This is a genomic window from Shewanella sp. 10N.7 (assembly GCF_020806285.1).
Lineage (GTDB): Bacteria > Pseudomonadota > Gammaproteobacteria > Enterobacterales > Shewanellaceae > Shewanella > Shewanella electrodiphila.
Map to the genome: position 1 here is coordinate 140,669 of NZ_JAJGZS010000001.1, position 26,375 is coordinate 167,043.

Annotated in this window: 24 protein-coding genes and 1 tRNA gene; 15 read left to right on the forward strand and 10 right to left on the reverse strand. The window is 39.5% G+C overall.

Annotated features, from left to right (window positions below; genetic code table 11):
* Positions 1 to 370 precede the first annotated feature (370 nt).
* Both LMH66_RS00570 and LMH66_RS00575 read right to left on the reverse strand, forming a co-directional pair.
* A complete protein-coding gene (locus LMH66_RS00570; RefSeq protein ID WP_102528656.1) occupies positions 371 to 1,483 on the reverse strand; it encodes a PilT/PilU family type 4a pilus ATPase in 1,113 nt (370 codons plus the stop codon).
* An 11-nt stretch (positions 1,484 to 1,494) separates the two neighbouring features.
* Positions 1,495 to 2,532 (reverse strand): type IV pilus twitching motility protein PilT, encoded by a 1,038-nt coding sequence (locus tag LMH66_RS00575; RefSeq protein WP_102528657.1) that lies wholly within the window; start codon positions 2,530 to 2,532, stop codon positions 1,495 to 1,497.
* Between the two features lie 35 nt (positions 2,533 to 2,567).
* On the opposite strand from LMH66_RS00575, the gene LMH66_RS00580 reads away from it, so the two are divergent.
* From LMH66_RS00580 to LMH66_RS00615, 8 genes are all read left to right on the forward strand, one after another.
* On the forward strand, positions 2,568 to 3,257 hold the full coding sequence (locus LMH66_RS00580; protein WP_229367650.1) for a YggS family pyridoxal phosphate-dependent enzyme: 690 nt from the start codon (positions 2,568 to 2,570) through the stop codon (positions 3,255 to 3,257).
* 247 nt (positions 3,258 to 3,504) lie between these two features.
* Positions 3,505 to 4,323 carry a pyrroline-5-carboxylate reductase gene (gene proC / locus LMH66_RS00585; protein WP_229367653.1) on the forward strand — a complete coding sequence of 273 codons (819 nt, stop codon included), beginning with the start codon at positions 3,505 to 3,507 and terminating at the stop codon, positions 4,321 to 4,323.
* A 73-nt stretch (positions 4,324 to 4,396) separates the two neighbouring features.
* A complete protein-coding gene (locus tag LMH66_RS00590) occupies positions 4,397 to 4,945 on the forward strand; it encodes a YggT family protein (protein WP_229367656.1) in 549 nt (182 codons plus the stop codon).
* A gap of 24 nt (positions 4,946 to 4,969) precedes the next feature.
* Positions 4,970 to 5,257 (forward strand): DUF167 family protein YggU, encoded by a 288-nt coding sequence (gene yggU, locus LMH66_RS00595; protein WP_229367660.1) that lies wholly within the window; start codon positions 4,970 to 4,972, stop codon positions 5,255 to 5,257.
* Positions 5,258 to 5,397: 140 nt separating this feature from the next.
* Positions 5,398 to 5,844, forward strand: a complete 447-nt coding sequence (locus LMH66_RS00600; protein ID WP_102528662.1) for a DUF4426 domain-containing protein — start codon at positions 5,398 to 5,400, stop codon at positions 5,842 to 5,844.
* Between the two features lie 174 nt (positions 5,845 to 6,018).
* Entirely contained in the window at positions 6,019 to 6,615 is a 597-nt protein-coding gene (gene rdgB / locus LMH66_RS00605) for an RdgB/HAM1 family non-canonical purine NTP pyrophosphatase (RefSeq protein WP_102528663.1), read from the forward strand.
* Between the two features lie 5 nt (positions 6,616 to 6,620).
* A complete protein-coding gene (gene hemW / locus LMH66_RS00610) occupies positions 6,621 to 7,760 on the forward strand; it encodes a radical SAM family heme chaperone HemW (RefSeq protein WP_229367662.1) in 1,140 nt (379 codons plus the stop codon).
* A gap of 265 nt (positions 7,761 to 8,025) precedes the next feature.
* Entirely contained in the window at positions 8,026 to 9,879 is a 1,854-nt protein-coding gene (locus LMH66_RS00615; RefSeq protein WP_229367666.1) for a DUF885 domain-containing protein, read from the forward strand.
* A 583-nt stretch (positions 9,880 to 10,462) separates the two neighbouring features.
* Here the strand turns inward: LMH66_RS00615 and LMH66_RS00620 are convergent.
* From LMH66_RS00620 to trmB, 5 genes are all read right to left on the reverse strand, one after another.
* Positions 10,463 to 11,404: a LysR family transcriptional regulator gene (locus LMH66_RS00620; RefSeq protein ID WP_102528666.1), complete on the reverse strand. Its 942-nt coding sequence runs from the start codon at positions 11,402 to 11,404 to the stop codon at positions 10,463 to 10,465.
* 543 nt (positions 11,405 to 11,947) lie between these two features.
* Positions 11,948 to 12,778 (reverse strand): YggN family protein, encoded by an 831-nt coding sequence (locus LMH66_RS00625; protein WP_229367668.1) that lies wholly within the window; start codon positions 12,776 to 12,778, stop codon positions 11,948 to 11,950.
* Positions 12,779 to 13,087: 309 nt separating this feature from the next.
* Positions 13,088 to 14,002 carry a glutaminase B gene (gene glsB, locus LMH66_RS00630; protein ID WP_102528669.1) on the reverse strand — a complete coding sequence of 305 codons (915 nt, stop codon included), beginning with the start codon at positions 14,000 to 14,002 and terminating at the stop codon, positions 13,088 to 13,090.
* Positions 14,003 to 14,010: 8 nt separating this feature from the next.
* Positions 14,011 to 14,337 (reverse strand): 50S ribosome-binding protein YggL, encoded by a 327-nt coding sequence (locus tag LMH66_RS00635; RefSeq protein ID WP_102528670.1) that lies wholly within the window; start codon positions 14,335 to 14,337, stop codon positions 14,011 to 14,013.
* A 76-nt stretch (positions 14,338 to 14,413) separates the two neighbouring features.
* Positions 14,414 to 15,130 (reverse strand): tRNA (guanosine(46)-N7)-methyltransferase TrmB, encoded by a 717-nt coding sequence (gene trmB, locus LMH66_RS00640; RefSeq protein WP_102528671.1) that lies wholly within the window; start codon positions 15,128 to 15,130, stop codon positions 14,414 to 14,416.
* A 305-nt stretch (positions 15,131 to 15,435) separates the two neighbouring features.
* Between trmB and mutY the strand changes: the two genes are divergently transcribed.
* From mutY to LMH66_RS00655, 3 genes are all read left to right on the forward strand, one after another.
* Positions 15,436 to 16,533 carry an A/G-specific adenine glycosylase gene (mutY, locus tag LMH66_RS00645; protein WP_229367671.1) on the forward strand — a complete coding sequence of 366 codons (1,098 nt, stop codon included), beginning with the start codon at positions 15,436 to 15,438 and terminating at the stop codon, positions 16,531 to 16,533.
* Positions 16,534 to 16,555: 22 nt separating this feature from the next.
* A complete protein-coding gene (locus LMH66_RS00650; RefSeq protein WP_102528673.1) occupies positions 16,556 to 16,834 on the forward strand; it encodes an oxidative damage protection protein in 279 nt (92 codons plus the stop codon).
* Between the two features lie 373 nt (positions 16,835 to 17,207).
* Positions 17,208 to 19,007: an aryl-sulfate sulfotransferase gene (locus LMH66_RS00655; RefSeq protein ID WP_229367682.1), complete on the forward strand. Its 1,800-nt coding sequence runs from the start codon at positions 17,208 to 17,210 to the stop codon at positions 19,005 to 19,007.
* A 190-nt stretch (positions 19,008 to 19,197) separates the two neighbouring features.
* Here the strand turns inward: LMH66_RS00655 and LMH66_RS00660 are convergent, their stop codons facing one another.
* The gene (locus LMH66_RS00660) at positions 19,198 to 19,371 is read right to left on the reverse strand and encodes a hypothetical protein (RefSeq protein WP_229367685.1); all 174 of its coding nucleotides are present in this window, start codon (positions 19,369 to 19,371) and stop codon (positions 19,198 to 19,200) included.
* Positions 19,372 to 19,497: 126 nt separating this feature from the next.
* On the opposite strand from LMH66_RS00660, the gene LMH66_RS00665 reads away from it, so the two are divergent.
* The 3 genes from LMH66_RS00665 to LMH66_RS00675 all read left to right on the forward strand — a co-directional run bounded on the left by LMH66_RS00665 (position 19,498) and on the right by LMH66_RS00675 (position 24,409).
* Complete coding sequence (locus LMH66_RS00665) at positions 19,498 to 20,916, forward strand: MFS transporter (RefSeq protein ID WP_229367688.1); 1,419 nt, start codon at positions 19,498 to 19,500, stop codon at positions 20,914 to 20,916.
* A 4-nt stretch (positions 20,917 to 20,920) separates the two neighbouring features.
* Positions 20,921 to 23,311, forward strand: coding sequence for a GH36-type glycosyl hydrolase domain-containing protein (locus LMH66_RS00670; RefSeq protein WP_229367690.1), 2,391 nt, complete (start codon positions 20,921 to 20,923; stop codon positions 23,309 to 23,311).
* Between the two features lie 189 nt (positions 23,312 to 23,500).
* Entirely contained in the window at positions 23,501 to 24,409 is a 909-nt protein-coding gene (locus LMH66_RS00675; RefSeq protein ID WP_229367693.1) for a CBM9 family sugar-binding protein, read from the forward strand.
* Between the two features lie 128 nt (positions 24,410 to 24,537).
* On the opposite strand, the gene LMH66_RS00680 is transcribed toward LMH66_RS00675, so the two are convergent.
* Both LMH66_RS00680 and LMH66_RS00685 read right to left on the reverse strand, forming a co-directional pair.
* On the reverse strand, positions 24,538 to 25,113 hold the full coding sequence (locus LMH66_RS00680) for a YceI family protein (protein WP_229367696.1): 576 nt from the start codon (positions 25,111 to 25,113) through the stop codon (positions 24,538 to 24,540).
* A 243-nt stretch (positions 25,114 to 25,356) separates the two neighbouring features.
* Positions 25,357 to 25,908 carry a cytochrome b gene (locus LMH66_RS00685; protein ID WP_102528677.1) on the reverse strand — a complete coding sequence of 184 codons (552 nt, stop codon included), beginning with the start codon at positions 25,906 to 25,908 and terminating at the stop codon, positions 25,357 to 25,359.
* Positions 25,909 to 26,292: 384 nt separating this feature from the next.
* On the opposite strand from LMH66_RS00685, the gene LMH66_RS00690 reads away from it, so the two are divergent.
* Positions 26,293 to 26,368 (forward strand) — tRNA-Phe (locus tag LMH66_RS00690).
* Positions 26,369 to 26,375: the final 7 nt, after the last annotated feature.

Genomic DNA, 26,375 nt, shown 5'->3' on the forward strand with positions numbered 1-26,375 from the left:
CCCTTTGATTGTTATCTAATAATTTGGCTATCGGCTTAAGTTCATATGTGCAAAGCAATCACTTTGTGAATCATAATCATATAATCGATTATACGTTGTTCTTATAAAAGCAGATCATCGATAGTGTAAATAATCACTTCAATACTTCCAGCCTTATCTTCTAGTCACAGCTTCTAGTACAGCTTCTAGTACAGCTTCTAGTACAGCTTCTAGGCAGCAATGTTAAAGCTATAAAAGTTACAGCCATAAAAAAAAACCAAAGTGAAGCCACTTTGGTCTTTAAATACTGCTATTCACTATCTGGTCTTAATCTCACTAAGATTAATTCTAGTCTTATTGAGATTAAGGCTAATTTTAGTCAAGACTCAATTTAACCTAAATCTAAAGTCACGCCATCCATCAAGCCTGAACCACTTGTTTCATTAGTTTGCAGTTTAATCATCAAGCGTAAATCATTTGGAGAATCAGCATGGTGTAATGCATCTGCATAGCTGATTTCTTTTTCTAAATATAAATCCAGCAAGGCTTGGTCAAAGGTTTGCATTCCTTGCTCACGAGATTTACTCATGGTTTCTTTAAGTAAATGCAGCTCATTTTTCGCAATCAAACTTGCAATACGAGGGGTGTTAATCAAAACTTCAATTGCAGCACGACGCCCTGAACCATCAGACTTAGCCACAAGCTGCTGAGCTACAATGCCACGTAAATTAAGCGATAAATCAAACAGTAGTTGATTATGCTTACTTTCTGGTACCAAATGCATAATACGATCTAACGCTTGGTTAGCATTGTTGGCGTGCAAGGTTGCCATACATAAGTGACCTGTCTCAGCAAACGCAAGCGCAAACTCCATGGTTTCTTGAGTTCGGATCTCACCGATCAAAATAACATCTGGCGCCTGACGCAGTGAGCTTTTAAGTGCTGCGTCAAAAGAATCAGTATCAATACCAACTTCACGTTGAGTAATAATACTTTTTCTATGGTCGTGAACAAATTCTACAGGGTCTTCAATGGTCAAAATGTGGCCGCGAGCATGAGCATTTCGATAACCCACTAATGATGCCAATGAAGTTGATTTACCAGTACCTGTACCACCAACCATAATAATCAAGCCACGTTTACTCATGACTAAGTCTTTTAAGATTGGTGGCAGCTTTAAATCATCAACTTCAGGTATTTTTGTCTCAATTCGGCGCATAACACAGCCAGGAGACTCACGTTGCCAAAAAGCACTGACACGAAATCGACCTAAATCTTTTGCTGCAAATGCAAAGTTACATTCACGCGAGTCATGAAACTCTTGTTTTTGCACATCTGTCATTAAAGACTCAACAAAATCCAAAGACTGCTCTGGGTTAAAACTGGTTTCAGAAAGCGGTCTTAGCTCACCATCAATTTTTGCACTTGGCGGAAATCCCGCTGTCACAAATAAATCAGAGGCTTTTCGGTCAACCATGACCTTTAAAAAAGGACGTACATCCATTCAATTAACCCTTAAAAGTTAGCTTGTTTATTCGAGCTCTTAGACATTGCATCATCACGGGTAATTAAGCCGCGATTCACTAAATTTTGTAAACACTGTTCAAGGGTTTGCATGCCATGTGACATACCCGTTTGAATTGCTGAGTACATTTGTGCGACTTTATCTTCACGGATCAAGTTACGAATCGCCGGTGTGCCCATCATTATTTCATGTGCAGCGACTCGACCTCCGCCCACTTTCTTAATCAGTGTTTGTGAAATTACTGCCTGAAGTGATTCAGATAACATGGTTCTTACCATATCTTTTTCACCGGCTGGGAATACATCGACAATACGGTCAACGGTTTTTGCCGCTGAGGTGGTATGCAAGGTGCCAAACACTAAGTGACCGGTTTCTGCTGCGGTCATTGCTAATCGAATGGTTTCAAGGTCACGCATCTCACCCACAAGAATAACATCGGGATCTTCACGAAGTGCTGAACGCAGAGCGGCATCAAAACCATGAGTATGTTTATGAACTTCACGCTGGTTAACCAAACACTGCTTGTTTTGATGTACGAATTCTATTGGGTCTTCGATGGTCAAAATGTGATCATGGCGTTCATTGTTAATATAATCAACCATTGCCGCTAGCGTGGTCGACTTACCTGAACCAGTAGGGCCTGTTACCAATACAAGGCCACGGGGGAAACTTGATATTTTCTTAAAGATTTCTGGAGCACCGAGTTGCTCTAATGATAAAATTTCACTTGGAATGGTACGGAACACTGCACCAGCACCACGAGACTGGTTAAATGCATTCACACGAAAGCGCGCAAGGTTAGGTACTTCAAACGAGAAATCGATTTCTAAATGTTCTTCAAAGTCCTTACGTTGTTTATCATTCATGATGTCATACACTAAACCGTGCACGGCTTGATGATCTAATGCAGGTAAATTAATTTTTCTGACTTCACCATCTACACGGATCATTGGCGATACGCCTGCTGAAAGGTGTAGATCCGAGGCATTGTGCTTTACACTAAAGGCAAGTAACTCAGTTATTTCCATGGTCAATGACATCCATTTAAACAAATAAAAACAATATGACAACAATAGCAGACCGAATATCAATCGCCCAGAGCCAAATCGCTCAAGCGGCGCAAAATTGTTCACGTAACAGTGAAGAAGTCACTCTTCTTGCGGTAAGTAAAACTAAACCCATTGAAGATATCATTGCGGCATACGAGGCTGGTCAGCGATGCTTTGGCGAAAACTACGTCCAAGAAGGCGAAGAAAAAGTCATCGCCTTAAGTCAAAGTCACCCAGATATTGAATGGCATTTTATTGGCCCGCTGCAATCCAATAAGTCACGCATTATTGCTGAGCATTTTGATTGGATGCATACCTTAAGTCGCGAGAAAATTGCTACACGACTTAATGAGCAACGACCTGATGACAAATTACCACTGCAAGTGTGTATCCAGGTTAATGTCAGTAATGAAGCCAGTAAATCTGGCGTTAGCTCTAAAGAGGTTAATCATCTTGCACAAATAATTGATAAGTTACCTCATCTTACTTTGCGCGGCTTAATGGCAATTCCAACAGCAACTGAAGATGTAAACTTGCAAAGGCAAGAATTTGCTCAACTTGAAAACTTATATCTTGAACTTAAACAACAATACCTTAGTGTAGACACACTTTCGATGGGTATGAGCAGTGACTTAGCTATCGCTATTGAACACGGTTCAACCATGGTCAGAATTGGCACAGCGATATTTGGGTCAAGAGCTTAAGCTTTGAAGTGACTAATAGTTTTGAAGCGACTAATAGATTTGAAGTGACGAATAGATTTGAAGCGTTTAATTAAAAAGTCAGCTTTAAATGTAAGTACACACTTTTATCAAGTGATGGCTATGTTTTTAAGCTGTTATTCATGAAGGATAATTTATAATGACAGCCTTGTAATGAGCCATGAAAGCCCAAATATAAGACTCCTACACGTACTCAACGAGTACATAAAATTAAAAGTGATTTAACCTTATGACTCAAGCAAAAGTATGTTTTATCGGTGCGGGCAACATGCCGCGAGCTATCATTAGCGGTTTAGTGACCAACGGATACCCTGCTGATAGAGTTCACGCAACGAACCCAAGTGTCGGCAAGTTAGATGCGCTAAAAGCAGATTTTGGTATTCAAGTTTCTCACGACAATGTTGCAGCTGCGGATGATGCAGATGTGATAGTACTCAGCGTAAAACCGCAGTTAATGCAAATGGTGTGTGAGCAACTAAGTCATTTAGATTTATCCAATAAGTTATTAGTTACTATCGCTGCAGGCATTCCTGCGGCGCGTTATCAAGATTACTTTAAGCAGCCAATTAAACTTATTCGCACAATGCCAAATACACCAACCCAAATTGGTGTTGGCATGACTGGATTATTTGCTGACGACTCAATCTCAGCTGAGCATAAACAAATTTGTGAAACCCTAATGAAAACCGGTGGCGAAGTTGTTTGGGTCAAAACTGAAGATGAGCTTAATCAAGTTATCGCGTTAGCTGGCAGCTCACCTGCATATTTTTTCTTGTTTATTGAGTCGATGATCCAACACGGCATTAAAACAGGGCTTGATGAGCAAACGGCTCGAGCTTTAGCTCAACAAGCTGCATTAGGTGCTGCGCAAATGGTCGTGCAAAACCCTCAGCTATCATTAGAGAAGTTACGCACCAATGTAATGTCTAAAGGTGGCACTACTGCTCGCGCAGTTGAGACGCTTGAAGAAGGCGATTTACGTGGGTTAGTTGACCAAGCAATGACGAACTGCATAAAACGAGCAGAAGAAATGGCAAAAACATTTTAAAATTATACGGATTCAGCGACACTGTCACTATTAATGACATGTTATACGCACCAACCAAACAAGGCACTTAATAATGAATGCAATGCAATTTCTCGTTACCACGGTTTTTGACCTTTACCTTATGGTGGTAATTTTACGTTTTTGGCTTCAACTTGCTAGAGCTGACTTTTATAATCCATTTAGTCAATTTATCGTAAAAGCGACTCAACCTATTATTGCACCTATGCGCCGTGTATTACCTTCCATTGGTGTCATTGATACAGCATCAATTGTACTTGCGCTTATTGTGGTCTTGGTGAAGTTTTTGACCTTATCTTTACTGGTTGATTTAAAAATCGATGCGGTATCATTACTGATTTTATCTTTAGTTTCTGTGATTAAAGAAGCAGGTGTTTTACTGTTCTGGGTATTAATTATCCGCGCATTACTAAGCTGGTTTAATCAAGGACATAATCCGATTGTGATGGTGATGGATCAATTAACAGAGCCGTTTTTACGCCCTGTTCGTAAAATCCTTCCTCCAATGGGCGGACTTGATTTATCAGTCATGCTGGTATTAATTGCGATGAACTTTATCAATATTTTATTCGCGCAATATATTCCGTTTTGGAATGCGGTTTAACCCTTCAAACTGGGATTAACCATAATGAGTGCAATCATTCAGCAACAGAACGATTTGTTGCTGAATCTTTATATTCAGCCTAAAGCCAGTCGTGACAAGATCATCGGCCTGCATGGCGATGAGTTAAAAATTGCTATTACTGCACCGCCAATCGACGGTAAAGCCAATAGTCATTTGATTAAATATTTAGCTAAAGCCTTCAAAGTTCCTAAAGCGGATGTCGTAATCTTAAAAGGCCTTCAAGGTCGGCATAAACAAGTCAAAATATCCATGCCTAAACAAATTCCTAGTGAATTATCTCACTTACTGTAAAGCAATAAATTCAAAGTTAACTCTTTAAACTTGCTTAGTTTTGTATGAAATTAAGGTGAGTTTGATTAAAATTCTCTATACTTAGCTCTACACTCCATTAGTGAATCACCTCTTGCAAGAGTCGATCAAGGATCACGATTATGTTTCGCACTATCATTTTAAGTTTATTGGTTGTTTTAGGCCTGTCACTCGGACTATCAAATACCGCGCAAGCAGAACAAAAACAGCAAGTAGGTAACTTTGATATCCATTACATGGCATTAAGCAGCACGTTTATCACCCCAAGTATTGCAAAAACCTACGGTATTGAACGAAGCAATTATAATGGCATCGTAAATATTGCAGTATTAGATACCAGTAAAGAGGGTAACCCGCCTGTAGCAATTGAAATCTCAGGTGTGGCGAACAACTTACTGGATGCAAGAATTACGTTAGATTTTAAAGAAATCCGTGAGGGCAAAGCCATTTATTATATCGCCCAAGTGCCATACCGTGACGACCAAGAAATCAATTTCAACATTGCCATTAAGCATGGGAATAAACTCAATACAGCACTTAAATTTAAGCAAAAATTTTACGTTGAATAATCAGAAACGTGCAGTAAAAAAATTCTACAAAGCCAATTCTAGTATGATTGGCTTTATTTTTATCAGTCCATAAACCATCACCTATTATCATCTTTTGAGCTATCTATCAGCTAAACGCTTAGGTATCATTAGCCAAATTTTCAAGTACCATTTTCCATCCACTAAGGTATTCCCATGCAGCAAATTGTTTTAGCCAGCGGTAACAAAGGTAAACTTAAAGAATTTGACCAAATGTTGTCACAATTTAATATCCAAGTATTGCCACAAAACCAATTCAATGTACCTGAAGTGGCTGAAACAGGAACAACCTTTATTGAAAATGCCATAATCAAAGCAAGACACGCAGCAGAAATAACCGGAAAAGCAGCCATTGCGGATGATTCAGGTTTAGAAGTTGATGCGCTTCAAGGAGCTCCAGGAATATACTCTGCTCGATATGGCGGAGAAGATGCGACAGAAAAAGACAGATACCTAAAATTACTCAATGCACTCGAAGGTCAAACCGAGCGTAATGCACGTTTTCAATGTGTATTGGTTTATATGCGTCATGCTAAAGATCCAACCCCGATTGTTTGCCAAGCAGCTTGGGAAGGAAAAATCGGCACTGTACCTCAAGGCGAGCAAGGTCATGGCTATGATCCTGTTTTCATTCCTGAAGGTTTTGATTGCTCAGCGGCAGAGCTAAGTAGTGAACAAAAAAATCAACTAAGCCACCGTGGTTTAGCATTGAATTTATTGGCTGATGCACTTAAAGCTAAAGGGATCATCTAAGCATTATGTTAACCCTACCACCACTTAGCCTTTATATTCATATACCTTGGTGTGTGCAAAAGTGCCCTTATTGCGATTTTAACTCCCATGGTCAGCAAGGTGAATTACCTCAAGCTCAATATGTCGAAGCCTTACTGCAAGATTTACACAATGACTTAGGTTATGTTCAAAACCGTAAGCTGCACAGCATTTTTATTGGTGGTGGTACGCCTTCATTGTTTGATGCCAAACAAATAAAGGTCATTCTTGACGGCGCTAGAGCAGCTATTGGTTTTGAAGATGATATTGAAATCACCATGGAGGCCAACCCTGGCACTTTAGAGCATGATGATTTTGCCGCCTATCAAGCAGCAGGCGTAACGCGTTTATCTATTGGCGTACAAAGTTTTTCTAAAGATAAGCTCAATTTACTTGGCCGCATCCATGATGAAAACGAAGCTGTCACTGCGGCTAATACCGCATCAAAATCAGGCTATAACAGTTTTAACCTTGATCTCATGCATGGCCTACCAAATCAAAGCTTTGATGAGGCAATGGCGGATATTGATACTGCAGCAGAGTTAATGCCACCTCACCTTTCTTGGTATCAATTAACCATTGAGCCCAATACGCTTTTTCACTCGAAGCCGCCACAACTCCCTGACGATGAAAACCTTTGGCACATCTATGAACAAGGCCAAAAGAAGCTTGCGGCATTAGGTTACCAACAATATGAAATCTCGGCTTATGCCAAACCAGGGTTTCAATGCCGTCATAATTTAAATTACTGGCAGTTTGGTGACTACCTTGGCATTGGCTGTGGCGCTCACGGTAAAATCACCCAACCTGAAAAAGATGTGATTACCCGTACTGTAAAAATCAAACACCCTAAGGGCTACTTAAATACTGAAGACTACACTTTTGAAACCTCAGAAGTGCTGCCAGAAGATAGAGCGCTTGAATATTTGATGAACAGGCTACGACTGATGACGCCGATCCCTAAAGTTGAGTTTGAGCAACGCACCGGTTTATCAGCAGATGTGCTTACTGATGGAATAAATAAATCTATATCAAGAGGCTTATTAACTGAATCAGAGAACCATTGGCAGTTAACATCTAAAGGCCATATGTTCGTCAATGACCTATTATCGCAATTTATAGATTAATTCAGTCAGTAACTCATTGGGTAATTCATTTAAAAACTCATTACAGTATAGGCTCAGCAAATAGTGCTTAATAGCCACCACTTGAACCAAGTCGGTGGCTTTTTAATGCTCACAGCAATACTTAATCTAATAAACCGCAAGCTTTAAGCAACATTTAATACACAATTGCTAACATTTCACTTTACCCTTTTTCGCTTTGCTCTATTAGGATATCAATCAATATTAATAATAGCTTACTTCTATCCCTCGTTTACGGAAACCCACTATGCTACTAAAAACTAAAACGACAATAATAGCCGTTGCATTATCTAGCTTATTATCTACCTCTGCTTTGGCCCATGGATCGGACAACCACGCAGTTAAAAGCGCAACTGAAACCACTAAAAAAGCCACAACGGAATCAGAAAAAGCCAATGAATTATTTGAAAACATTTTCATGGAAAATGTTATGGCTAGCCCTATCTCACAAACCTACATGCGTATTAAAACTGATTACGATAAATGGGGTGATTTCAGTGATAAAGCTGATGATGAAGCATTAGAGCGTACTAAAAAACACCTTAAACAACTCGAATCAATTGATGTCAGTAAACTTGATGTTCAAACTGCATTAAGTTTTAACCTAATGAAACAAGGGTTAGAACAAGACATTGCTGATGATAAATGGCGTTACCATACCTATCCAGTTAACCAAATGTACGGCAGCCATACTTTTATCGCGACATTCTTGATTAATCAACACCAAGTATCAAGCGTTAGCGATGCTGAAGATTATATCAGTCGTTTAAATGGCGTTAAGCATGCTAGTAAGCAGTTAGTTGATGCTTTAAAGCTTCGTGCTGATAAAGGCGTAATCGCACCTAAGTTTGTTTTCCCATATGTCATTTCAGACAGTGAAAATATTATTACTGGCGCTCCTTTTAGCGACACTGAAGAAAAGAGCACTCTGTGGGCTGACATTACCAAAAAGGTCACAGCCTTAGATGCGCCTCAAGCTAAAAAAGATGAATTGCTTGCTGCAGCTAAAAAAGCCCTCGTTGACAGTGTTCAACCAGCCTATACCGATCTTATCGCTTATCTTAATGAACTTGAGAAAAAAGCCGATACTCGTGATGGTGTTTGGAAACTGCCTGAAGGTGATGACTTTTTCAATTTACGTTTAAGCCGTGTCACTACAACAGACATGAGCTCAGAAACAATTCATCAGTTAGGTTTATCTGAAGTTGCCCGTATTCATGACGAAATGCGCGAAATCATGAAGACAGTTAAATTTGATGGTGACTTACAAGAATTCATGGCATTTATGCGTGATGACGACCAGTTCTACTACCCAGCAACTGATGAAGGCAAGAGCCGTTACATGTCAGAAGCCAAAGCATTAATTGATAACATGGAGTCTCGTTTAGACGAAGTATTCAATATCAAACCAAAAGCTAAATTAGTAGTAAAACAAGTCGAAGCCTTCCGTGAAAAATCAGCGGGTAAAGCGTTTTACAATCAACCTGCACCAGATGGATCACAACCTGGTACCTACTACGCTAATCTATATGATATGAAAGCGATGCCGACTTACCAAATGGAAGCATTAGCTTACCATGAAGGTATTCCAGGACATCATATGCAAATTGCTATTGCACAAGAACTAGAAGGTATTCCTAAGTTCAGAAAGTACGGCGGTTATACTGCCTATATTGAAGGTTGGGGCTTATACACTGAATACTTCCCTAAAGAGATGGGCTTATATGCCGACCCATACTCTGACTTCGGCCGCTTAGCAATGGAACTTTGGCGCGCATGTCGTCTAGTGGTAGACACTGGTATCCATTCAGAAAAATGGACCCGTGAGCAAGGTATTCAATATTATGTTGATAATACGCCAAACGCAGAGTCTGATGCAGTGAAAATGGTTGAACGTCATATCGTCATGCCAGGTCAAGCAACTGCTTACAAAGTGGGAATGATTAAGATTCTAGAGCTACGTGAGAATGCGAAGAAGCAGTTAGGTAACAAATTCGATATTCGTCAATTCCACACTCTCATTCTTGAGAATGGTCCTTTGCCGCTAGATATTCTAGAAACGAAGGTCAATGACTGGGTTAAAGCCACTAACGCTGCATAACCCCTCTTATAAAAACAAAAAACCACTGAGCTCAGTGGTTTTTTTTATGCCTAAATTTTATTTTTGACTATTACGCTATTAATAAGAAATGATAATAAGGAATGATAATAAGGAATGACTGAAGCAAACAAGCAAGCAGGAACAAAAAAAGCGGTTGAGTGAATTTTAGGCAAAAATAACCCCAGCACTATGTCTGGGGTAAACCAATATAAACTAGGATGATGGTTTCAAAGCCGGCATTGTTCTAGTTTTAAAACCGTTGCCAGCAGTGATTCAAAATTTGCGAAGTTGCTGATTTGCACAAAAAGTCGAAAAGGGGTCATTTCTCAACAAGATGCGTGACTCAAACCATTCCGAATCAACTGAAATCTATTGTATTGATTTCAGAACATACTTCAAGGTGTGAAAATGAAATTGTTTTAATTTAAAGACAAAACCTTGCTGGACAATTTTTAATCACAAACAATTAAGTCATTGTTTAAAATGAATAAATAAAAAAACCGCACTTAAAGGTGCGGTTTTGTTTTAAATTTTGAACAATGTTTCCATATATTCTTACGTCATTGACGACTTAAACTGGTAATTATTTACGCAATTTGTATAAATGGTCATATTTAGTGTCCCAGTATGGAGTACTACCAATATGGCCTTTAATGAAGTCGATAAATGAACTCACCTTAGGTGCAAGATGCTTACGGCGCGGATAAACGGCTTGTAGAGGCAAGTTATTCGTTAACTGCCAATCTGGTAACAAGGGTACTAAAGTGCCTTGTTCAATCTCATCTTCCAATAAGTAACTTGCTAAATATGCAATACCTAACCCGCTAACCGCTGCTGATTTAAGTGCTGGTGCATTGTCTACACGGAAGTTACCTGACACACCGATTTCGCAGTAATCATCACCTTTCTTGAACTGCCACATGCTGTGTTCATGCCACTCACCTTGATATACAAGACAGTTATGATCAACCAGCTGTTCAGGACGAGAAATGGTGCCATTTTGAGCGATGTACTCTGGCGATGCTGCAAGTAAGAACTGACACTTCATCAATGGACGAGCAACCATACCTAAAGGTAATTGCTCTGACATAGTTAATAATAAATCTAAGCCTTCGCTGACTACATCAACCTTGTGGTCAAGTAAGCTGACTTGTAACTCAAGCTCAGGGTGTTTAGCCATAAACTCAGGTAAAGCCGGAATGATGTGCATGGTACCGAAAGATTGAGAAATACCCACTTTCAATACACCACGGGTCGCATCATTTAAATTATGTACACTTGCGACAGCTTGTTCAGCATCACGAAGCAACTCTTCACCTTGAATATAAAGCAAGTTACCTGCTTCTGTCAGACTCAGACTACGTGTAGTACGTTGAATCAGTTGAACCCCAAGTTTATGTTCAAGATCAGCAACCTGAGTACTTACTTTCGACTTAGATATACTCAATCTTCTGGCTGCGGCACTGAAACTACCAGCGCGGGCAACATGAGTAAAAATAGCAATAGGTTCTAACAGTTCTAACATGGGAGTCGCCTTAAGCTGTTTACGACATTAAAAATAGTTTTTGGAATGCCAATCACTGTAACTTATCCGAAACAATACTGAACAAGATTTAACCGATATAGCAGTGCGAAAATGTATGCACGATTAACCAAAAAAGAAATTAAATTGTGATAGTCCGTTATCCTGTATAGCCAATCAAAACTATAACAATAAGTTAATAGGATTAGCGATGCAGTCTTTTAATTTATGGAGTATACCAAAAAAATTACATATGGCTCTATATTTATAATATACAATTTTTTTATCAGAACAAATCATATCTTCAACAGAAGTGTAGTTGAATTAACATTTTAAAGGCTTTTTAAACGAAAAAGCCCCTGCATATGAATGCAGGGGAAGGTCAGGTGCATTTTGACAATGCTAGAAATTGAACAATCAAGATAATCAAATAAGTCACATCAAATTGCGCTAGCGGTGAACAATCTAATCAATTACCTATTAGTTAAATCAAATACTGATACTTATATATAAAATTCAATTCAACCAATTAACACTCAAGTAAACTTATTCGTATTGGGTATTATCCAATGTTGCAAGTTGGTATGAAGCAAGTTCAGGAATCGATTGACGAACTTCAGATTCAAGCACCATAAGCTCTTCAAAGTCAGCACAAATCTTTTCAGCTTTCGCTTCAATAGCCTCAGACTGATCTGCTATTTGCAATTCAATGTCTTCACCTACTCTTTCCATTTTGGTAGAAAATGCTTCCATTTTCTCTTCAAAACTTCCACCTTCAGATGACATCATTTCGGCGCCTAAAGCCATCATAAAGCTACCCATTGAATTCTTAATCATGGCTTCCATTTCTTGTTCAAAATCTTCATTAAATGCTTCTTCAATTGAAGATTCCGTAGCGCCTAAATAAAACTTGTCACCTTGTTGATAGGCCGCTTCATCAATACGAGTTTGAATGCCTGCTAACAGCTCATCTAATTTGGCGCCTGTTGCATCACCAAAAATTGGCGTAAGTGCTAGGCTCACAGCATCCGTTGCTAGTACTACAACTTCATTCACTAAATCGATAATTTCAGGAACTTGTTGAGATAACTCTTCTGAGTAATTGGTTAATAAGTTGCGTTGCTTACTATCTAAATCTATCTTGCTACCTTCGACATAAAGCTCACCCATTTCAACTCGATATAGCTCTTCGCCCTTTTCACTGATTAACAGCTTCTTAGGTTCGACAGTCACATCATAGTTAAGAGTGACATTACATTGCTCGTCATCTAGTGACAGCTTTGCCATAGCAGGCGTGATTGCTCCGGCAGTAAAAATAAGACCTGATAAAGCAAGACCTTTAATTAATCCGTTGGTGAAATTAGTTTGAGTTTTCATTAGCTCTTCCCTTGCTGTAAATAAAACACAGTCATTAAGTTGTAGACTGAATTTTCAAATTTGATAATTAAACCGTTTATTACGATTAAACTTAAATTAGATAAAGCACAGCCCATGCCAATATTTAAAAAACCTTTATTTTCAGAGATTAAAGTGAACTAGGCGACGTTATAGACAAAGAAAGGAATTATGAAGTTAACCGACAATGAGTGAAATAACCAACAAAGTGGTGTTTTTCACTCTTTGCTAATTTTCACTAAAAATAAACAGAAGGAGGGGAGCAATAGCAGTAAAAATGAAATCAAAGCACTAAAAAATTGAACGCCCCAAAGCCTGTGATAAGTGCTCCAGCATACGCGTACCCGCCAATGAATTTCCGTTTTGGTCTAACTCTGGAGACCAAACACAAATAGACATATCACCAGGAATAACAGCAATAATTCCGCCACCAACACCACTTTTACCCGGCATACCAACGCGATAAGCAAATTCGCCCGCGCCATCATACAAACCAGATGTTGCTAACAACGCATTCAGCTGCCTTGTTTGTACAGGGGTAACCAGTTGTTCATTTTGAAGTGTCTTGCCACGATTAGCCAAATAGAACATGGCTTTAGACAAATCAGCGCAATTCATTTTGAGTGAGCAATAATGAAAATAGTTTTTTAATACCGTATCGACATTACCATCAAAATTACCAAATGATTTCATCAAGTAGGCAATAGAGGCATTTCTAGCACTAAATTTAAATTCTGAGTTGGCGACATTTTTATCAAAACAAATGTGTGAATTGCCACTGAGCTTTCTGACTTCTTCAAGCATACGGTGCTTGGGTGCGCTTTGTCTGGCTTGAATTAAGTCTGCAATCACTAATGCGCCTGCATTGATAAAGGGATTACGAGGGATCCCGCGCTCTAACTCAACTTGGACCAGTGAATTAAAAGATTGACCAGATGGCTCTTTGCCTACTCTGCTCCAAATTTCATCTTCGGTGTATAAGCTAAGTGCCAGCGTCAAACTAAAGACTTTAGAAATACTTTGAATTGAAAACGGCTCAAGGTAATCGCCTGCTCCGATGGTTTGTCCATCAGCAGTCGTTACAGCAATCGCAATTTTATTAGGATCAACACTCCCCAAAGCAGGAATGTAATTTGCTACCTTTCCAGAACCAATAAGTGGCCGAACTTTGTCGACCACTTGTTCAAGCAAAATTTGCTCAGGCATTGGCTTAATTAGCCCCACCAGATGTCGTATAACGCACTGACTTCAAGTTGAGGTACTTTCTTCGCTTCCCAAAAGGCTTTTACAGCTGCAACATCTTCTTCGGTACATTTGCCGATTTGCTGAGTGGCAATAATACCTTCCCACATTTTGTGTCCGCCACCGTGGAAGCCTAGCTCACGCGGTAAAATAACCTCATCGATAAACTCATCAACGGCTTTATCAATATCCGCTTCTGAAATAGCGTCATCGAATGTCCAATTGATATCAAAACCAAGTTCTTGGAACTCATCAACGCGAAGCTTTTTACGTAGACGGCGATTACGATTCTTAGCCATGTTTTTATCCTAGTTAGTGTTGTACGATTATAAATTATTATATTAATTCAGAAGCTAAGCTTATGTTTTAATAGATTTAGCTGACTTTTTCAAACATTAAATCCCAAACGCCATGACCTAAGCGATGACCACGGGCTTCAAATTTTGTCAGTGGACGGTGATCAGGACGTTCAACGACTGTATTAGTCTCAGATTGATTTTTATAACCTTCAGCTGCTGACATCACTTCTAGCATATGCTCACTGTAGTTTTCCCAGTCTGTTGCCATATGGAAAACACCGCCAATTTTAAGTTTACGGCGAATAAGCGCAGCAAATTCAGCTTGAACAATACGACGTTTGTGGTGACGTTTTTTATGCCATGGATCAGGAAAGAATAACTGTACTCGGCTCAATGACCCGTCAGCAATACTGTTTTCAAGCACTTCCATCGCATCATGATGATAAACACGAAGGTTAGTCACTTCAGCTTTACCCGCATCAACAAGACAAGCACCAACGCCAGGTTTGTGAACTTCTATACCAATATAATTCAGTTCAGGAGCAGCTTGCGCCATTTCAACTAAAGAAGCACCCATGCCAAAACCAATTTCTAAAACGGTATCAGCTTCACGGTTAAATACTTCAGTAAGATTAATTGGCTCTGGAGTGTAATCTAACCCCATTGCTGGCCAGTGTGATTCAATTGCTTGAGCTTGGCCTTTGGTTAGGCGCCCTTCTCTCAAAACAAAACTTCTAATCTTACGAAGATATTTACCATCTTCGTTATATTCAGCGGTAGTAACGTCGCTCATTTCTGCCTCATCAATTAGGTACTTTTATTAAGTGACCCAATGTTTAACTTCAAATTCATAAAATAGTCAGTAAGTATATCGCAAAATCGTCATGACTAAAGTAGTTAATCCCCTTTGAGGCGGAGATTATTTTGCTTATATTGCGTTTTTTACAGAAGTTTAGCTGCATGAGTCAAGATACCTCTGTGACTAGGCGCATTTTAACCTTCACAGACCATTTAACAGCCACTTATCGTTTTTAGCTTTTCCATTATCAAAACCGTATCTAACTTGTTTATCAAAACGTCGCCATATACACTGCGCCAATGAATAAAGTTAACTCCTTTTCTGAGCGAATTGTTGCTTGGTACGATGTTCACGGGCGTAAAACGCTTCCTTGGCAAATCAACAAAACCCCATATAGAGTATGGATTTCAGAGATCATGCTGCAACAAACTCAAGTTGCGACTGTGATTCCATACTATGAAAAATTCATGGACAGTTTCCCGTCAATTAGTGATTTAGCCAAAGCTAGCGAAGATGATGTTTTGCATCATTGGACAGGTCTTGGGTACTACGCGCGTGCGAGAAACCTACATAAAGCTGCGAAAGCGATATGCGATCAGCATAATGGTCAGTTCCCTGAATCTTTAGATGAAGTGATTGCCTTATCAGGTATAGGACGCTCAACTGCTGGGGCAATTCTGTCACTTTCCCTTGGACAACATCACTCAATTTTAGATGGCAATGTTAAACGAGTACTTGCAAGACATGGCGCGATTGAAGGCTGGCCAGGGCAAAAGGCTGTTGAGCAAAAGTTATGGACCTTAACAGATTCACTGACGCCAAAAGCTGATGTGCGTAAGTTTAATCAGGCCATGATGGATATCGGCTCTGCCGTTTGCACCCGCAGCAAACCTCGCTGTGATGCATGCCCTGTTGCCATTGATTGTAAAGCGCAATTAGCAGGCAGGCAGAGTGAGTTTCCAGGTAAAAAGCCTAAAAAGACAATTCCCGCTAAATCAGCCTGGATGCTAGTGATAAAAAAAGATGGCCAAGTGATTTTAAACAAACGTCCACCTGCGGGCATTTGGGGCGGGCTATGGTGCTTCCCTCAATTTGAAACAGAAGCTGAATTACATGAGCACGTATCAATCAAGTTTACGGGCAAAAACATCACCCATACTGATTCAGAATGGCTTGCAGGCTTTAGGCATACATTTAGCCATTTCCATTTAGATATTCAACCCATTGTGATTGAACTTGAATCAACACAAGATTTAACAGAATTTGAATCCAGTGTAATGGAACAAAACCAGAGTCTCTGGTATAACATACATCATCCAGCTAAAGTCGGATTAGCCGCAGCAACCGAGCGGATCTTATCTAACTTAGTCGCACTTTCAGCAGCAGATCCTATCTAAGGGATCCCGTTAAGGAAACATCATGGCTCGTAATGTTAATTGCGCATATTTAAATAAAGAAGCTCCAGGTTTAGATTTTCAATTGTACCCAGGAGAAGTTGGCAAGCGAATTTTTGACTCTATCAGTAAAGAAGCATGGGGACTTTGGCAGAAAAAACAAACCATGTTAATCAATGAAAACAAACTCAACATGATGAATGTTGATGACCGTAAATTTCTTGAAGAGCAAATGGTAAACTTTTTATTTGAAGGTAAAGACGTCGAAATTGAAGGTTATGTTCCACCTGCTGAAGACGAATAATCTAGCTTTAAAAATCATCAAGAATAAAGCTTAAGGCTATTTATAATAGCGCTAAAGGCTATATAAAATTGCGCTAAAGGCTTTCTAAAATAGCTCGACTCATCTATCAAACCAGTCGCTCACTAGACGATGATATGATGACGAGCTATTTTCGTATCCAGCAAGATACATTCGTTAACTGTTCCCACCTAAAGAAGACCGATGATTACTTTCGTTTAATATTCAAAAGTTCCCCATTTAAAACAGAAATTTCATATACGTGACCTTTCTTGAAAATAGTAAATATTGTCAGTCCTTTGTTAGCGATAAGACATTAATAAAAAACATTAATCAGTATACTCAAGCACAATTGTTTCAAATGAGATTATTGATAATGAAGCCACTTATTTATTCGCTACTTGCCATCAGCCTGAGCTTTTCAATCACAAATGTGACTGCTGATCCACTTGGAATGAAGCCAATACCCGTTCCTGATGCGCCTTTAGGTTATCTCGTCCATAACCCATATGAAAATGCACCGCTAACTGCTTTAGTTACCTTAAATGGTCACACGATTTCAGATGTAGAAGTGACAGTTCATGCAAAAGATGACACGGGTGTAAGTATTCACTACCAAGTAGATGACATGCGTGTGATGAATGAAGGTGGCGTACCCATATTTGGCTTGTACCCTGCCCTGATGAACCACTTTACAGTTAACTGGACTCAAAACGGTAAACAGCATAGCCATGACTATCAGATGCTCACACCAGATATTGATATGGGTTTTTCAGAAAGCCAATGGGCTAAAGCCCCTCTGGTTGAAGTTGAGCATGTCGATGCAGACTTTAAAGACCGACTATATTTCGTCAACTGGACTAACCCTGATGGCAAAACAGGCCAATTAGCTCATAACAATCCAGATGCTCCTGGCGCCTTTTCTTGGGATGGCAAGCCTGGCTTCTTTATTATCGATACTGCTGGCGATATCCGCTGGTATTTAAACCCATACACAACTCACGATTCAAAAAGCTTTGAAAATGCCGGTTATGCTATGGGAATGAATGTTACCGAAGATGGCAACATGGTTTGGGTTCAAGGCCAAGGTTGGAAAAAGATGTCTTTGATGGGCAGAATGATTTCTGAACATAGCTTACCCGGTAACTTTATTGATGCATCGCACGAAGGAATTGAAGGTGCTAACGGAAATATCTTTATTCGCGCTGCAGCCAAAGACTACCGCCGTCCTGACGGTAAGTTAGTAAACACTATTCGCGATCAAATTATTGAAGTTGATAGCACAGGTAAACTCGTCGATTACTGGGACTTGAACAGTATTCTTGATCCAATGCGAGACGATGCATTGTTATCTCTTGATGCTGGCGCTGTGTGTTTAAATATTAATGCCTCACAGGCTGGGCATCAGACTACACTTGAAGATTTACAAAATGCGCCCTATGGCGATATTCATGGTGTCGAAACCGGCCGTAATTGGATCCACGTAAACTCCGTGGATTACGATCCCACTGACGACAGTATTATCATCAGTTCACGTCACCAATCAGCCGTTATTAAAATAGGTCGTGACAAGCAAATCAAATGGATATTAAGCCCATCACAAGGCTGGTCTGAAAAATTTGCCGATAAACTTCTAACTCCGGTAGATAATAAAGGCAACAAACTAAATTGTAATGAGAAAGGCCTTTGCCGTGGCACTGACTTTGACTTTTCTTACACCTCACACACAGCCTATAGAGTACCGCAAAAAGGAACTCTAACCGTATTTGATAACGGTGACGGTCGCCACCTTGGTCAACCGATGTTTGCCAATGAAAAATATTCTCGCTCAGTAGAATACAAAATCGATGAGCTGAAACTCACCGTTGAACAAGTATGGGAATATGGCAAAACTGAGCTAGGTTATAGTGGTTACTCACCTGTGACTTCAATCGTTAAGTATCAAGAAGATAAAGACAGTATGATGAGCTATTTTGCCTCGGCCGGCCTGTTTGGATTAGGGGGCGGATATGGCAACTTAAAAATGGACGACACCACAGGTAAAGTACAATCTATATTAGTTGAACATAGATATGGTGAAACTGAACCCGCTGTACGAATAAACATTAACAGCCACGATATGTTTGCAACAGGTTATCGCGCTCAGGTCATTCGAGTGCAAGAAATGCTGAAATAACAAAATACTGCTTTTCTATTAGTCACAACTTAATGCCCGATAAAACAATTTGTCGGGCATTTTAAAATACAGAGGTTTATTACGCCAAGCTGTTATTTTTACAAGCTACTATCTTATACAAGCCCTTACTTATACTAAGCTATTATTTTTACAAGCTACAGTTATACAAGCTAGTGTTTACTTTTCCAAGCTAACTGTCCCTTCCTTGCAACATTCTTAATATTGAATTTGCAGCTTTTCCATCCTCTTTATTAGCAACTCCTTTTGTGTCATTGCTCAGCAAAAATTGACTTTTAATGTCCAATAAAGCTGCTTTAAATTCAATCTTGAATAAATTAATACTGGTCAAAAAATGATTAATCATTTACATTCTAACAACAATGTAAGCGCTTACACTAATTATTAAATATAAAAAACATTAAAAATCAGTTAGCTGTAAAGTTGCCATAAATACCAAATTTGGATGGAATCAACCAAGGTAATAAAAACAATGGCTCAAGAACCTAAAATATCACCTGTGACACCTCAATCTGAAAAGTTATCACTCAAAGAAAAAGTCGGTTATGCCCTCGGGGATGTGGCATCTAACTTTTATTGGCGTGTTTTCGATGTCTTTCTATTTATTTTTTATACCGACGTTTTCGGTATTTCTGCTGCTGCCGTCGGTACCATGATGTTAGTGACTCGCATAATAGATGCTGTTTCAGATCCATTAATGGGCGCATTAGCTGATAGAACGTCCACACGTTTCGGCAAGTTCAGGCCTTATCTTTTGCTCGGCATATTACCCATAGCTGCAGCAGGTGTACTTACCTTCACCGTCCCTGATTTAGGCGATGATGGAAAACTCATTTGGGCGTACGGCACATATATATTTATGATGCTCGCCTATACCTTTATTAATGTGCCTTATGGTGCTTTGCTTGGTGTAGTGACATCCGATAGTCAAGAGCGCACGACCTTAACTAGCTTTAGATTTATCGGTGCTTTTTCGGGCGGCACATTAGTCGCTTATATGACACCAGAACTGGTTAATCTACTTGGAAATGGCAATGAAGCTTTAGGCTGGCAAATGACCATGGGCTGCTATGGCATTATCTCAGCAGTGTTATTTACGCTGACTTTTTTTGCCACCAAAGAACGCATTGCGCCGCCAAAAAATCAGCAAACCAGTATCAAACAAGACATCATGGATTTAACGAACAATAAACCCTGGCTTATCTTATTTTCACTCGCCTTAATCATCATGTTCACCATCACACTGCGGGCGAGTACGGGTACGTTCTACTTTAAGTATTATGTTGGCCGAGAGGACTTAATTGGTACTTTCACTGCGGTATATATGATTTCGCTGGCTATCGGTGCAGCCTCAACCCCATTACTGAGTCGCTACTTTGATAAACGCAGTTTACTGATTGGCTTAATGAGCCTAGTGGCTGTTTTGTCTGCAGGTTTTTACTTAATCCCACCGCAAAATTTAACCTTGATGTTTATCATGCAGGCCTTGATTGGTTTTTGCTTAGGCCCTAAGTCTCCTTTGGTATTTTCAATGTACGCTGACACCGCAGATTATTCACAATACAAAAATGGCCGCCGCGCCACTGCAATGATTTTCTCTGCTGCGGCATTCTCACAAAAACTAGGCGGCGCTTTTGCAGGCGCCATGATTGGCTGGCTTTTATCTTCAATGGGGTATGTGGCCAATCAGCAACAATCGCCAGATTCGCTTATGGGCATATTATTGCTTAATACCCTGATCCCTGCAGCATTTGCAGTATTAGCGGTTTGGGTAGTAAAGCATTACAGCTTAGATGAACAAACAATGCATGATATTAACCAAAGCTTATATTCACCTAACTCGAAACAAGTCGACACGACAAACACTAACAACACAGCATTGCAGGACTAAGATAGTGATCACTTACAACCAACAAAATGGCGCTGTCAGTCTACATAGCCCAACCAGCATGCCAAATGCATGTGGTTTTCTGTGGAATGAAAACATGATGATTCAAATGAATTGTCGAGGTTATGCCGTGGCTCAATTTATGCAGCCTGAACCTGCTAAATATGCTCATGGCCCCGCCCTTGAAGCCAAGACATTTATGCAGCCTGAGCACGCCTATTTTAGCCATCACCCAGGGCGCTTTTTCTACATAAAGGATAATCAAACGGGTGAGATATTTTCAGTCCCTTATGCCCCTGTAAAACAAGCGCACAGAAAGTTTGAGTTTATCGTCGATAAACATAAAATTAGTTGGAAAGTGGAGCATTTAAATCTTACTTGCCACCTGAACTTATCGTTAACAGCAGAAGATACAGCCGAACTTTGGCAACTTAGCGTCACCAATCATGCTGATAGTATTCGAGATTTAAGCATCTACAGTTATTTCCCTGTCGGCTACATGTCTTGGATGAATCAATCTGCAAGATTTGATGACACGCTTACTAGCATTTTGTGTGAATCAGTCACGCCTTATCAAAAAGTTGAACAATACCCTGTTCAAAAAGACTTTAAGGACACCACGGTTTTTATCAGTGATAAAAAACCAACCAGCTACGAGACTCGACAAGTCATTTTTGAAGGTGAAGGCGGATTGAATAATCCTGATGCTATAAAAAATGAACATTTAGCCTCTAAGCCTGCCCATTATCAAAGTCCTGCAGCCATAATGCAGTTTACGCAAAGCTTAAGCCCTGAAGAGTCATCGCAATTTAACTTTATCTTTGCCCCAGTTAAAGATGCTAAGGAAGCTAAGCAGCTCAAACAAAAGTATCTCAGTTCAGAACAGAAACTGAATAAGGCCAAACAAAAATATCAGCAGTATATTGCTACTTCTGATAATAAACTTGAAATTAGCAGCCCAAATAATGCACTTGATAATTTCATTAATCATTGGCTGCCAAGGCAAGTTTTTTATCATGGTGATGTCAACCGCCTTAGCACAGATCCGCAAACTAGGAATTACTTACAAGATGCGATGGGGATGATGTATATCAGCCCTGATAAAACCAAAAGTGCCTTTATAAAAGCCCTGTCACAACAACATAAAAATGGTGAAATGCCCGATGGTGTTTTGTTAAATGCAGATTCAGAGCTTAAGTATATTAATCAAATCCCACATACAGATCATTGCGTTTGGCTGGTGATTTGTATTGAAGCCTATTTAAATGAAACTGGTGATTACGACTTTCTTAACCAAGACATTCCCTTTTCAGATAATCAATATAGCGTGAGCGTGCTGGAACACATAAACCTTGCCCTAGATTATTTATGGTCACAAAGAGATAGCAGAGGCCTGAATTATATTAACCAAGGTGATTGGTGCGATCCGATGAATATGGTTGGCTATAAAGGCATCGGTGTTTCTAGCTGGTTAAGCCTTGCAAGCGCCTACAGTATGAAGTTATGGGCCGATGTCAGTGTGGCTATTGGGGAAAATGCGCAAGCAGATAAATGGCGACAACAAGCCAATACTTTAAATCAGGATGTAAACCAACATTGCTGGGATGGTGAATGGTTTGCGCGAGGCATTACCGATGCAGGCAACTGTTTCGGTGTCAGCGCAAATACCGAAGGGCGAATCTATTTAAACCCGCAAAGTTTTTCCATGCTTTCTGGCGCCATCACAGAGCAACAATGGCCATTAATGCAGGCTCAAATCAAGCAACAATTGCAAAGCCCCTTTGGAATGATGATGCTGGCGCCAAGTTATACCCATATGCATGAAGAAGTCGGTAGGCTTACGCAAAAATTCCCTGGTACCGGCGAAAATGGCTCAGTTTATAATCATGCTGGCGCATTTTATATTTTTGCTTTGTTTGAGAGAGGTGAAACCGACACAGCTTTTGAGCTATTAAATACCATGATTAATCCTAGCTCAGATATCGATACCCTCGCCCGAGGTCAACTGCCTGTATTTATCCCTAATTATTACCGCGGCGCTTACTTTCAATACCCTGAAGATGCAGGTAAATCCAGCCAATTATTTAATACTGGCACCGTTGCATGGATTTATCGAATCGTCATCGAGCAATTAATTGGCTTAAAAGGGATTAAAGACGGTCTTAAAATTCAACCTCAGTTACCGAGCGCTTGGGACAAGTTAGAGGTCACTCGTCTGTTTAGACAATCAACAATTAAACTCAATGTAAAACGTGAAGAACATATCTCAGAGCAGCAAGTGTTAGTTGATGGGACTCCGATTCATATCAATCAACAGGGCGAATTTATATTAGCCATAAAGCCAAAGCAAAATTATTGCATTGAGGTTGCTCTCCCATTGGCACCCTCTGTTAATTAACTGAGCACAGATGTCATTTAATAACTTAAAAAACAATAGATTAGATAAAGCTTTTGGAATTTGTTATCTTTTAGCATTATCTAATCTATTTATTCGAATACTATATAGAATAGACTGCCTGTGACGTTATTTTTAAACACAAGTACACTTATCACAAAGTATAAGATGCAAATTCGGAGCAAGAAAACTATGGAATGGTTTAGTAATCGTTATCGTATCCCCAATAAACAAAATCATGACCTGACAACAGCTAGCTTAGGCATATTTAACCGAGTTAAATTCAACCATAGCGCTGTTAACCATAGCGCTGTAGCCCTAGCATTAATTATAAGCCTATTTTTTAGCACACTATCCGTTGTTGCTGCCGAGTTATCAACTGAAAAATTGCATCAAGAACACAGCCATCAAATCATTGAGGTTAATAGAGCCAATAGTGACATCACTATTGATGGCATCCCTAGCGAATCAGACTGGCAGCAAGCTAAATGGCACCCCATTGATCAAATGATTATCGGCCCTGCTATTTCTGCAGATGATTTCAGTGGCCAATATAAATTACTCTGGCGTGAAGATAAGTTGTTTTTACTCGCAGAAATTATTGATGACGTACTGTTCGATCAAACTGCTGATCCAACGGTTCTATATTGGGATGATGATACTGTTGAGGTATTTTTAGATGAAGATGCATCAGGTGGAGAGCATCAATTTAACCATAATGCCTTTGCATACCACGTGGCTTTAGACCGACAAGTTGCGGACTTCTCTACTCTTAAACAAGCTATGACCTTTAATGAACATATCGAAACAGTTTGGACTCGTGATCCTATTAATCCTAAAAAGATATACTGGGAGATGGCTATTCACATCTTTCCTGACAGCTATGATGATAGTTTAGATGCTTTTGCACATAACCAAGTGTCACCTATTACGCTTTCTGCCGGTAAAGTTATGGGGTTCATGCTCGCTTATTGTGACAATGATGGTTCAAAGCAAAGAGAGAATTTTATCGGTTCGCATCCTATAAAAGCGGTTGATGGCGATATGAATCGAGGTTATAAAAGTGCAGATGTATTCGGTAAAATCAAACTGATTAAATAGCTATTATATGGTGATTTAAATACCTATAAAGACACAAAAATGCCGCTATTGCTTTACTGTTTTGGATAAAGTTAAGCGGCATTATTATATAACCAGTTAGCGTTCGACTTCTGGCAACAACATCAAATTTATTGCTTTATACCTTCAACAATAAGATCTAAAGTCACATTGGCAGACGCTGGCCCTAAGTCCATTTTTATGCCGAAATCCTTCATAGCAAATTCAGTTGTCCCAGCAAAACCAGCACGATATCCACCCCATGGATCTTTGCCTTCGCCAATAAATGCTGCATCAATAGCAATCGGTTTAGTCACACCGTTTAAGGTTAAATTACCATTCAGCACAAGTTGACCATTACCTTTATCTTCGACACTGGTAGATGCAAATTCAGCCTGTGGAAATTTACCTGTATTTAAAAAATCACTGCCACGTAAATGCTTATCTCTTTCTGCATGGTTAGAGTCAACACTGGTCGTATTAATAGTCACGTTAATAGCTGAACCAGCTATGTTCGCTGCGTCATAGCTAAAATCACCACCAAAATCATTAAAACGGCCAGCTACAAAGCTATAACCCAGATGATTGACTTTAAATTGGATAGAAGCGTGAGCTCCCTGAGTATCAATAACATAGTCTGCAGCATTCGCTGTCAATGGCATTAAAAGTGCTGAACCGATTAGTGTGCCAATAAGTTGGTTTTTCATTTTGCTATTCCCTTATATAAATCTTTAGTAGATAAAATGTATTGATAAAAATCTGTTGATAAAAGCCTGTTGTCTGTCTAAATAAAATCAAACTCAGTTAATCGTGTATCAAATATTGAGTCGCAATGACTGCCAATACTTATTTACCGAGCTCTATTTACTGAGCTTTATATACCGAACTGAATATACCAAGCTGAATATAACGATCTGGCTGATTATCCTGAGCTAACAAACCGAGCTAAATTATTTTCGAATCGGTTTAATCATTTTGCTTAACGTACCGTCTTTATCCTTAAGCTGATGTTTAATCGCGCCAGCTGCATGGATGATAACGAGTGCAATTAAGCTATAAGCCAAATACTGATGAACTAGCCCAGCAATATCTTCTTGGTTAGAAATAAAGCTGCCTAATGAAGGCACTTCAAACCAATCAAACACCAAAATACCTCTGCCGTCTGCAGTTGAAATTAGAAAGCCGCTTACCATTATTAACAGCATTAAAGCGTACAACACTCGATGAGCCCACTTAGCTGCAACCTGTTCCCAAGCCTTATGAGATTGTTCAGGTTGAGGTTTAACAGAAAAGAAGCGCCATAAAACCCTTAGCAAGGTTAACCCCAGTAGCAGAATACCGACACTTTTGTGAATATCGGGAGCTGTTTTATACCAACTACTGTAATAAGTCAGATCCACCATCCAAAAACCTAGGCCAAATAAACCTATGATGGCTAAGGCGCTTAACCAATGAATAATGATAGTCACTAAACCATAGCCATTTTTAGTATTTGCTAACATCGAGCATGTCCCTCTGTATTTCGATGATGTTTATCTTATAGCTTTAACCCTAAAATAAAATCGCAAAATAGAACCTAAAACATCCTATTTTTTCGAAAGGTTGTGTTTGTGGAAACCAAATGCTTTTGTCATAACATCTAAACTGTCATTCCTACCGCAAACTGAAGAGTGAACTAGAGTTGAAAGAAATGATTCAACCTCTATGTAAAAACCATCAAAAAAGCACCATTTTGGATACTAACTAAGCGAACAATTAAAAAGTTTTAAAAAACCACTTGCGTGTTTAAATCCATCCCTATAATATGTGCGCACTCCAAACGACACAGCCACTAACAAGTGAGTTAGCAGCTAGTTTGAAGTAGTTAACTAACACTTAGTTTAGTTGCCCGAATAGCTCAGTCGGTAGAGCAGAGGATTGAAAATCCTCGTGTCCCTGGTTCGATTCCGGGTTCGGGCACCATCATTTA